8 protein-coding genes are annotated in these 10,098 nt (G+C 67.9%); all 8 read right to left on the minus strand.

Translation table 11 applies throughout. The features are described 5' to 3' along the window. Positions 1–171: 171 nt before the first annotated feature. A complete protein-coding gene (gene lpdA / locus Q0A27_RS02710; protein ID WP_291473539.1) occupies positions 172–1,602 on the minus strand; it encodes a dihydrolipoyl dehydrogenase in 1,431 nt (476 codons plus the stop codon). A gap of 12 nt (positions 1,603–1,614) precedes the next feature. Beyond that, positions 1,615–3,033, minus strand: coding sequence for a dihydrolipoamide acetyltransferase family protein (locus tag Q0A27_RS02715; RefSeq protein WP_291473540.1), 1,419 nt, complete (start codon positions 3,031–3,033; stop codon positions 1,615–1,617). Between the two features lie 28 nt (positions 3,034–3,061). Next, positions 3,062–4,039 carry an alpha-ketoacid dehydrogenase subunit beta gene (locus tag Q0A27_RS02720; protein ID WP_291473541.1) on the minus strand — a complete coding sequence of 326 codons (978 nt, stop codon included), beginning with the start codon at positions 4,037–4,039 and terminating at the stop codon, positions 3,062–3,064. A gap of 2 nt (positions 4,040–4,041) precedes the next feature. Then, positions 4,042–5,172 (minus strand): thiamine pyrophosphate-dependent enzyme, encoded by a 1,131-nt coding sequence (locus tag Q0A27_RS02725; RefSeq protein WP_291473542.1) that lies wholly within the window; start codon positions 5,170–5,172, stop codon positions 4,042–4,044. A 19-nt stretch (positions 5,173–5,191) separates the two neighbouring features. Further along, positions 5,192–6,436, minus strand: coding sequence for an OFA family MFS transporter (locus Q0A27_RS02730; RefSeq protein ID WP_291473543.1), 1,245 nt, complete (start codon positions 6,434–6,436; stop codon positions 5,192–5,194). 206 nt (positions 6,437–6,642) lie between these two features. After that, the gene (gene holA / locus Q0A27_RS02735) at positions 6,643–7,656 is read right to left on the minus strand and encodes a DNA polymerase III subunit delta (RefSeq protein ID WP_291473544.1); all 1,014 of its coding nucleotides are present in this window, start codon (positions 7,654–7,656) and stop codon (positions 6,643–6,645) included. A gap of 23 nt (positions 7,657–7,679) precedes the next feature. Further along, the gene (locus Q0A27_RS02740) at positions 7,680–9,848 is read right to left on the minus strand and encodes a ComEC/Rec2 family competence protein (RefSeq protein WP_291473545.1); all 2,169 of its coding nucleotides are present in this window, start codon (positions 9,846–9,848) and stop codon (positions 7,680–7,682) included. After that, positions 9,841–10,098, minus strand: a 258-nt coding sequence (locus tag Q0A27_RS02745) for a helix-hairpin-helix domain-containing protein (RefSeq protein WP_291473546.1), incomplete at its 5' end; no start/stop codon positions are given. The genes Q0A27_RS02740 and Q0A27_RS02745, both read right to left, overlap by 8 nt.

The raw sequence follows: 10,098 nt of genomic DNA on the forward strand, positions 1-10,098 counted from the left end.
CATACCTGTGTCCACATACTTGACACCTCCCCCGTCTGCAGAGGTTGTGCCCCCTGAACATGACGAGGACCGCCACCGCGGCGGGGGTGGTTTTCGCTACCCCCGACGCGGTGGCGGTCGACTCTGCCCGACGACTCATCCTGGCGTCCTGGAGGACCCCCTACGGAAGTCCTACAGGTGCGTCGGCAGCCCGATCGCGATGTCCGCGGCCTCGGCCACCGGCTCACCCAGCGTCGGGTGCGGATGGATGGTCAGGGCGATGTCCTCCACGTTGAGCTGGCAGTTCACCGCCACGGACAGTTCCGAGATGAGGTCGGAGGCACCCGGACCCACGATCTGTGCACCGACCAGCGTTCCGGTGTCGATCGTCGAGACCAGGCGGACGAAACCCTCGCCCTCACCCAGGGACACGGCGCGCGCATTGCCGGCGAAGGGGAACTGGGAGGAGTTGACCGTCAGCCCGTTCTTCTCCGCCTCGGCCACGGTCATGCCGACCGTCGCGATCTCCGGGTCCGAGAAGCACACCGCCGGCACAGCGAAGTACTCGTTGGCGTCAGGGCGTCCGGCGATGGCACCGGCGGCAGTCTTGCCTTCCATGAAGGCCATGTGTGCCAGAGCCGGGCCCATGGTCACGTCACCGACGGCCCAGATGTGGTCCACACCGGTGAAGCCGCGCGCGTCGACCTCGATGAGGCCGTGCTTGTCGAGCGTCACACCGGTGGCGTCGAGACCGAGGGAGTCGGTGTTCGGCGTTCTGCCGACGGTGATCATGCAGTAGTCGGCGGTGACCTTCTTCTCCTCACCGCCCTTGGTGGCGTAGGTGACGGAGACCTCGTCGTCATGCTGCTCGGAGTGCTTCGCGCGCACCCCGGTGAGCAGCGTGACGCCCTTGGACTTCAGCTTCTTGGCGACGACCTTCACCAGGTCCTTCTCGAAGCCGGGGAGGATCTGGTCGGTGCCCTCGAGGATGGTGACGTGGGTACCGAAGTCAGCGTAGGCGCCGGCGAGCTCGGTGCCGATGTAGCCGCCGCCGATGACGACGAGCTCCTTCGGCAGACTCTCCAGCCCCAGTCCACCGGTCGAGTCGATGACGCGTCCGCTGATCTGGAAGCCGGGGATCTCGACCGGGCGCGACCCGGTGGCGATGATCAGGTCGGTGAAGGCGATCCGCCGCGGTTCGGTGACGCTCATGAACTGCTGCGGGCCGGCGGGCATGATCTGGATCTCGGTGTCGCTGACCAGCATCGCGGAGCCACGGACGACCTCGATCCCATGCTTGTCGAACAACCCCTCGATGCCCTTGGTCATCCGGTCGACGACCTTGTGCTGCTTCCAGTCCTGCAGGGCAGCGAAGTCGAAGGAGACGTCACCGGTGGTGATCCCGTACATGGTGGAGTCCTGCGCCTGGCTCAGCCGCTTACCGGCCGAGATCAGTGCCTTGGACGGCACGCAGCCGACGTTGAGGCAGATGCCGCCGAGGGTGTCGGATTCCTCGATGACGGTGACCTGCTGTCCGAGTTCCGCCGCACGGATCGCGGCGACGTACCCGCCGGGACCTGCACCGATGATGACGGTGCCGTGTTGTTCCAGTTCCTTGGCCATGGTTTTCTCCTTCTAACCCTCGATGACCAGCAGGTTCGGGTCGTGCAGCAGCTGCATGACCGTGTTGAGGATCTCCTGGCCGCGCACACCGTCGATGATGCGGTGGTCGTAGGTCAGCGAGAGCTTCATCATCCGGCCGACGGCCAGCTCACCCTCGTCGTTGACATAGGGCGCCTTGACGGCACGGCCCACGCCGAGGATCGCGGACTGGCCCACGCTGATGATCGGGGTGAACCAGCCGCCGTCGACACCACCGAGGTTGCTCACGGTGACGCCGGCGCCGGACATGTCGTCCGCGGAGAGCTTGCCTTCGGCCGCCTTGCCGGCATTGTCGCCGATGACCTTGGCGATCTCGAGGACATTGGCGCGGTCGGCGTCCTTGACCACCGGGGCGTAGAGCCCGCGCGGGGTGTCAGTGGCGATCGCGACATTGCAGGCCGCGTGGTAGACGATCTCGTTGGTCTCCGTGTCCAGCGCGCCGTTGAGCACCGGGTACTTCTTCATCGCGGCGACGAGCGCCTTGACGATGAAGGGCAGCACGGTGAGGTGTACGTCCTGCTCGGCGGCGTGCTCCTTGTACTTCTTCTGCAGCTTGAGCAGCCTGGAGACCTCGACCTCGCCGAAGTTGGTGACCGGCGGGATGGACGCGTGGGACGCGGACATCGCCCGGCCGGTCGCCGCCGGGATACCGGCGTAGGCTTCGCGGCGGTCGTCCTCGGTCGGACGCACCGGCGCGGGCGCGGCGGCGACCGGGGAGGACGCCGCGGCGTCCTGCTCGGACGCGGTCTCTGCGCCGGCGTCGGCGGCCTCAGCAACCTTCGGCGCACCGTAGGCTCCGTAAGCACGGTCGATGTCACCGCGGGTGACGTGGCCGTGGGCTCCGGTCGGGGTGACTGTGGTGATGTCCACGTCGCGCTCGCGGGCGTAGCGGAGCACCGACGGCATCGCGAGGACGCGGGTGCCCTGGGCCTCGGCGACAGCGGGGTCGCCGTTGCGCAGCGGTGCGACGTCGGTGGGGGTCGTACCAGGCTCGGTCGGGGCTGCCGGGCGGGTCTGCCGGTTGACCGGGTTCTCCTGGGCGGTCACCGCCTCATCGGCACCGCCCTTGGCGGAGTGCTCCTCGTGGGCGGTGGCGTCGGCGATGACGGCCGGGTGGTCGGCGTCTTCGACGGTGTCGCCTTCGGTGTCCGGCGAGCCGTCGTCGATGACGATGAGTACGTCACCGACCTTGGCGACGTCACCGGGCCCGAAGTTGATCTTCTGCACTGTGCCGTCGACTGGCGAGGGCAGTTCGGTGACCGCCTTGTCGTTCTCGATCTCGACGAGGTCCTGGTCCTCCTCGACTGTGTCACCCTCGGCGACCAGCCAGTTGGAGATGGTTCCCTCGGCCAGGCCTTCGCCCAGCTCCGGCATGATGAATGAATAAGCCATGATGTGCTCCTCGGTGGCTCTGACGGCTCTAGTAGCTCAGGACTTCGCGGGCCTTGGCGACGATCTTCGACGCGTCCGGCAGCCAGGCGTGCTCGTCGACGGCGAAGGGGTAGACCGAGTCCGGGGCGGAGACGCGACCGATGGGGGCCTCCAGCGACAGGATCCGGTTTTCCGCGACTTCGGTGACGACGTGGGCGCCGACACCGGCCATGTTCTGCGCCTCCTGGACGACGACGAGACGGGAGGTCTTGTCGACGGAGGTGAAGATGGTGTCCGTGTCGATCGGCGAGATGGTGCGCAGGTCGATGACCTCGGCGGCGATGCCGTCCTTGGCCAGTTCCTCGGCGGCCGTCACACACTCCTGGACCATCGCACCGTAGGCGACGAGGGTGATGTCGGTGCCCTGCCGGACGACGTTGGCCTTGTCGAGCGGGATGCGGTAGATGTCCTCCGGCACGTCCTCCTTGATCGAACGGTAGAGCTTGAGGTGCTCGAGGAAGAGGACCGGGTCATTGTTCTCGATCGACGAGACAAGCAGCCCCTTGGCGTCATAGGCGGAGGACGGGGCGACCACGCGCAGACCGGGCACACCGGCGAAGACGTGCTCGATGCTGTCGGAGTGCAGCTCGGCGGTGTGGGTGCCGCCGCCGTACGGGGAGCGCACGGTGATCGGCTGGGCGATGTCGCCGGCGGTGCGGAAGCGGTTGCGGGACATCTGCCCGATCAGCGAGTCCGCAGCCTCGAAGGAGAACGGGGAGAACTGGATCTCCGGGACCGGACGCCAGCCGGTGGCGGCCAGTCCGATGGACAGCCCCAGGATGCCGGATTCGGCCAGCGGGGTGTCGAAGACACGGTCCTCACCGAACTTGTCCTGGAGTCCCTGGGTGGCGCGGAAGACGCCGCCGTTCTTACCGACGTCCTCGCCGAAGATGAGGGTCTTCGGATCCTCCGCGAGAACGTTGTCGAGGGCACTGGTGACGGCCTCGATGTAGCTCATGGTGGTCATGGTTACTTCTCCTCAGCCTCTGCAGCGGCCGCTTCTTCCAGCTGCTTGACGATGTTCGGTGTGGGTTCCTCGAAGGTGTTGGTGAGGAACTCGGTGACGGTCTGGTGCGGAGCGGCCTCCGCCTCCTTGATGGCGGCGCGGAACTCCTTCTTGTAGGCGTCCTTCAGTTCGGCCTCGTGCTCGGCGGACCACAGGTCCTTCTCGGTGAGCAGCTCACGCAGGCGGTTCAGCGGGTCCTTGTCGAACCAGGGCTGCTCCTGCCCGTGGGTGCGGTAGCGGGACGGGTCGTCGCCGGCCGAGGAGTGGGCACCGAAGCGGTAGGTCAGGGTCTCGATCATCACCGGGCCGTTGCCGGCGGCGGCGAAGTCACGGGCGGCCTTGGCCACGGCGTGGACGGCGAGAATGTCCATGCCGTCGACCTGCACCGACGGGACGCCGGCGGCGACGGCCTTCTGGGCCAGGGTGCGGGTGTGGGTCTGGTAGTCGCGCGGCACGGAGATCGCCCAGCCGTTGTTCTGGATGATCATGACGAGCGGGGCCTGGAATGCTCCGGCAAAGTTGAGTCCCTCGTAGGTGTCACCCTGCGAGGTCGATCCGTCACCGGAGTAGGAGAACGCCACGGCGTCCTCCCCGTTCTTCTTGAGGCCGAGCGCGGCGCCCGCGGCGGCGATGTGCTGCGCGCCGATGATGATCTGCGGGTACCAGCTGCGGTGGCCGTCGGCCATGCGGTTGCCCTGGACGTGGCCGCGGGACCAGAGGAAGCCCTGGGCCGGAGTGATCGCACCGTGCTCGATCATCTGCGGCAGGTCACGGTAACTCGGGAAGAGGTAGTCCTGCGGCTGGAATGCGGTGACACTGCCGAGCTGGCTGGCCTCCTGGCCGAGCGTCGGGGCGTAGAAGCCTAGGCGTCCCTGCTTGGAGAAGACGGTGGTCTGCTCGTGGAGGCCGCGCTCGCGGAGCATGATCTCCATGAAGTGGACGAGTTCGTCGTCGGTGAAGGTGTCGAAGACCTCCTGGTTGACGACCTTGTGGTTCTCGTCGAGGACCTGGACGGGGTTGTCGTACTCCTCGCCGAGACCTGCCTTGACGGCGGCGAAGTCGACGACCGGGGCGGTTGCTGTGGTGTCAGACATTTGTGGTCACTGTCCTTTGCTAGACGTTGACGGATTCAGGGGTCGTGGTGGTGGCGGTGTCCTCCGCGGGCGGCGGGCCGGGGGCCTTGACCAGGAAGAGGATGACCGCGCCGATCGCGAGGAAGACGGAGCCGATGAGCAGGGCGGTACCGAACCCGAGGGCGTCATTGGACATCAGGGTGTTGAAGATCAGGGTGATGACCGCACCGCAGGCGAACCCCTGGTAGATGATCGAGTAGTTCTTCGCCTGGTTGTTGTGGCCGAAGTAGTCGCCCACGATCGTCGGGTAGATGGTGATGCAGCCGCCGAAGGCTGCGCCGAAGAGCAGGAAGGCGAGGATGTAGAGCCACGGTTCCGGACGCCAGGCCAGACCGACGACGACCGACATGACGGTCAGCACCGTCAGAGAGCAGGCGACGATGAGGGTGCGGGAGACACGGTCGGAGAGCCAGCCGAAGAGGAAACGTCCGGCGGTGTTCGCCAGGGCGACCAGGGAGACCAGGGTGACCGTGGTACCGATGAGGTACTTCTTCGGGTCGGCGGCGTCCGCGGCGGCACCACCGGCGTTACCGATGATGAACAGGCCGGCGAAGCAGAACGCCGTGATGCCCCAGAACAGCAGGTAGGCCTGCGGCGTACGCAGCATCTGGGTCCGGCTGTACTCGCCGGCGGACGGGGTCTCGGAGTGCGGGATCTCCGGGGCGTCCTTGAGCAGCACACCACCACCGATGATGAGTACGGCGGCGATGACCGCCCAGAGGATGAAACAGGTCCGCAGCCCGGGGTAGCCGTCCTCGGCGTCGCCGAGCACCGGGGTGACGACGAGCGGGAGGATGAAGGCGGGCAGGCCGTAGGCGCCGACACAGATGCCGGAGATGGTGCCCGCCTTCTCCGGGAACCAGCGCAGGCAGTTGGTCAGACTGAGCAGGTAACCGATGCCGTCGGCGATACCGACCATGACGCCGGCGGTGAGGTACAGCAGGATGACATTCGGCATGAACGCGGCGAGGAACAGGCCGACGGCCAGGACCACACCGCAGACGACAAGCACATTGCGGACGCCGAACTTCGCCTGCAGCCAGTTGATCGTCAGGGTCGAGACCGACAGACAGATCATCATGATCGAGAAGGTGATCGCGATGCTGAAGGTCTTCGTGTCGTACTTGTCGGCCAGTGCGGGGTTGAGGATAGACCACGAGTAGACGGTGCCCAGTCCGAGTTGGGCGAGCACCGTCCCTGTGAGTACCCGGGTCCGGGGATTCATTGTCGGCTCCTTTGTGTGGAGAACGTGGGGGTAAGTCCCAGACCCCACTGTATGCCCGGATTAACCACAGTAAACCGACTATTCACCCCCAGCTACAGCCCCCTATATGGGGGAGACATCTCAGAGAAACCCCTGCAGGCCGCCAGATCCGCTCGGCGGAACCTTGCGAACTGTGCTCCGAAACACCCCTTAGGGGGTGATTCTTGTTACCCCCGCGCGAGAACGGAAATACGTCTGACAGCATCCTCAACCGCGTACTCGGGGTCCGCCGCCCAGCCCTTGACCCCGGCGTCCAGCTCCGCGACAACCTGGACCGCTGCGGCGACCCCCGCCGCCGACCACGCCCGTGCCAGCCGGACAGTCTTCTCCAGCTTCCACGGCGGCATACCGAACTCACTGGCCTGGGCCCTGGCGTTGATCCGTCCCACCCCGTGCACCTTGGCGATGTCCCCCACCGTCCCGGACAGCGCGGAGGCCAGCAGCACATGCGGGACGCCCAGCTGCAGTGCCCGGCGCGCCGCCCCCACCGCCTGGTCGGTACGGCCGGACACCGCGTACTCGGCCACATCGAAGCCGGAGACTTCGGCCGATCCCTGGTAGTAGCGGTGGACCGCGGCGGCGGTGACCTTGCCGCCGGTATCGGAGATGAGCTGACTGACCGCACTGGCCAGTTCACGCAGATCGGTACCCACGGCGTCCAGCAGGGCCTCGGTGACATCCGGACTGACGCGCACCCCGGCGTCCCGGAACTCGGCGTCGATGAAACCGGCCCGTTCCCGGCCCTTGAGTTCCTCGGCGGAGAGCACCTGGAGGGCACCGACGGGCGCCTTCTTCGGCAGGCTGGTGACCAGTGCCTTCTGGCGTCCCTTGCCGGAGTGCTGGAGGATCAGGACCACACCCGGCGCGGGGTCGGCGACGGCGGATTCGATGAGCCCGGCAGTGTCCTTGGACGCCTCGGCGAGCCCGGTGACCGCGACGATGCGGTCTTCGGCGAACAGGGACGGACTGAGCAGTTCGGCGAGTTCCCCGGCGTCGATCTCGCTGACCTTGCGCATCTCCACGGGCAGGTCAGGGTTGCCGGCGGAGCGCCGCGCCCGGTCCACGATCGCGGTGCGTCGTCGTTCGGCGAGGAAGTCGTCCCCGCCGACGATGAGGTACATCTGCGCGGTGGCCGACGGTTGCGTGGACGACACGGAAGACGCTGGAGCCATGACCGCCATAGTAGACAGCCCGCCGGGGCTGCTCACCCACGCCCCGAGGCATGCAGTCCGTCCCCGGCGAGCAGCACTGTGCCGTCGCGGCAGGGGTAGGCCACGGGCACGCCGACCGGCGTCATGCTCGGCATGCCGCGGGAGCGTCCGCAGGCGGTCACTACGTACAGCTCAGGACGCCGCGTGCCGGTCCCGGAGGCAGCCTGTTCATGACGCAGGACGCTCTCATCGTCGGCCACGGTGACTACCTGCACCGTGGGGTCGGTGTTGTCATCGGTCTCCCCTGGATTGTCCCCTGGACTCAGCAGCTCCGGACCGTCGTCGGTCCACCGCACCCCGATCCGCCAGCCGGTCACATCGTCGAGGTTCTCGGCCCAGGTCCGGTCGATGCCCGCACCGAACCGTGGTGTGACTGCAGGTGTGGGGTACGGCCCGGCGGTGAGTGATCCACTCCGCCAGGCCGCTGCCCCGACCACCAGGGCGACGCTGAGAACGCCGACGGCCGTGGAACGCCACCGGGCGGAGACCACCACCGTGACCAGCGCCGTCCCCACGGTCGCGACGGCTACCACAGCCCACCAACCGGCGGTCGCCGACAGCACCGGGACCCTGGCGAGGGTGTGTGCGACCTGCGTGATCCACATTGCGCAGGGGGCGCAGATCCACAGCACCGCCGCACCGGCCGGCACCCACGCGCCGGCGAGCAGGGCGCCGACCATACCCACCACCGTAACCACCGGAACTGCGGGGCCGGCGAGCAGATTCGCCATCACGGCGGTCGGTGAGATGACCCCGGTCATATGTGCGATGACCGGGGCGGTGACGACGTCGGCGGCCAGACTCACCCCGATGAGCTGGCAGAGGTTGCGTTGCCAACCGACCGGGGTGCGGTGATCGGCCCTCCGGCCGGTCCAGTACTGCAGCAGGCGTCGGGAGATCAGCTGTGCGACGGCGACGATGCCGACGGTCGCAACGACCGAGAGGATGAAGGCGTACTCCACGGCCAGGCCCGGGTCGATGAGCAGGAGCAGCAGTACCGCGGCCGAGCAGGCGGCAAACCCGTGGGTCCGGCGGGCACTGAACACGGCGACCAGTCCGACGAGACCCATGACGGCGGCACGCAGCACACTCGGTTCCGGGCCGACGAGGACGACGAAGGCTGTCAGGCAGGCGGCGGCGAGGAAGACCTGCACCCGTTTACCGGCGCCCAGAGCTCCCGCCAGCACCAGTACCCCGCCGGAGACGATCGCCAGATTCGCCCCGGACACGGCGGTCAGATGGGAGAGTCCCGTGGCGAGGAACTCGGTCCGGGTGGCGGGGTCCTGCCCGCCGACATCCCCGACGACCATCCCCGGCACCAGGTCAGAGGCGGCGTCGGGCAGGTGGGACGCGGCGTCCCGCAGACCGTCGCGCAGATGTGCCGTCACCGCGGAGATGCCGTCGGGCCCGTCAGCCGGTTCCGGCGTGGACACCGCAGAGAGCGTGACCGGGGCGATGCCGGGCCGGTCGGACGCACGGACCGTCGCCGTGACCGCCAACTCACTGCCCGGCTGGAGGTCGAGGATCACGGCGAGGGGGTCGGTGACTGTCGACGAACCGGCCGGTGTGTCGCCCGGTACGCCGTCCGGGGAGATGAACAGCGGCACCGTCCCCAAACCGGGGACGTCGACCGGTGCCAGCAGGCTTCCCCCGGTGAGCCGTTTCGGTGCCCCGACCAGTTCAAGGACCCCGGTGAACCGCCGGGAGGTGCCGGTCAGCCACGGATGCCGGTCGGCCCGGTGGACCAGCCAGGCCGCCCGTGCCGACCACACCGCAGCGCACAGTCCGGCGAGCACGCCGGTGCGCACGAATGCGGCCCGGGTGCCGGTGAGGCCGGGTCGTCGACGTCTCCGACGGCCCCACCGTCGCACCACGACCACCAGCGCTGTGATCAGGACGGGTGTGCCGGTGACCAGAAGTGGCCATGGCGTCCTCGTGACAACGGTGAGGGTGACTGCCAGCCACACGGTGAGTGCCACCGGGGCGAGCCGCAGGTCCGGGCCACGGCGACGCCGCAGGGCAGCGGGGCTGTGCGGGTCGCGGTCCGGAACAGTCCAGGCGCGACCGGTGCCGGGGGCCGGCGTGAGGTCCGGGTCCGGGTAGAGCCTTCCGGGCCGGTCGGGCCGGTCGGGCCGGTTGTGTCGTTCAGACAGGTCAGACACTGACGGCGTCCCGCAGCGCCTCGAACTTCGCCGGGCCGATGCCCTTGACCTCCATGAGTTGCTCGGGCGCGGTGAACGGGCCGTTGGCCTCACGCCAGTCGATGATCGCCTGCGCGGTCTTCTCCCCCACCCCGCTCAACGTGGTCAGCCCGGCGAGGTCAGCGGTGTTGATGTTCACTGTCGTACCGGTTGCACCTGCTCCTCCACCGGTTCCGGTATCCCCGCCCCCGGTGGTCCCGCCCGTTGACGC

The organism is Corynebacterium sp. (assembly GCF_022712275.1).
Taxonomy (GTDB): domain Bacteria; phylum Actinomycetota; class Actinomycetes; order Mycobacteriales; family Mycobacteriaceae; genus Corynebacterium.

What these genes read in the sequence shown, in the direction of transcription:
- Q0A27_RS02725 (WP_291473542.1), bottom strand. Translation starts at nt 5,172, where the DNA reads ATGTCTGACACCACAGCAACCGCCCCGGTCGTCGACTTCGCCGCCGTC.
- holA (WP_291473544.1), bottom strand. Translation starts at nt 7,656, where the DNA reads ATGGCGGTCATGGCTCCAGCGTCTTCCGTGTCGTCCACGCAACCGTCG.
- Q0A27_RS02730 (WP_291473543.1), bottom strand. Translation starts at nt 6,436, where the DNA reads ATGAATCCCCGGACCCGGGTACTCACAGGGACGGTGCTCGCCCAACTC.
- Q0A27_RS02715 (WP_291473540.1), bottom strand. Translation starts at nt 3,033, where the DNA reads ATGGCTTATTCATTCATCATGCCGGAGCTGGGCGAAGGCCTGGCCGAG.
- Q0A27_RS02720 (WP_291473541.1), bottom strand. Translation starts at nt 4,039, where the DNA reads ATGACCACCATGAGCTACATCGAGGCCGTCACCAGTGCCCTCGACAAC.
- lpdA (WP_291473539.1), bottom strand. Translation starts at nt 1,602, where the DNA reads ATGGCCAAGGAACTGGAACAACACGGCACCGTCATCATCGGTGCAGGT.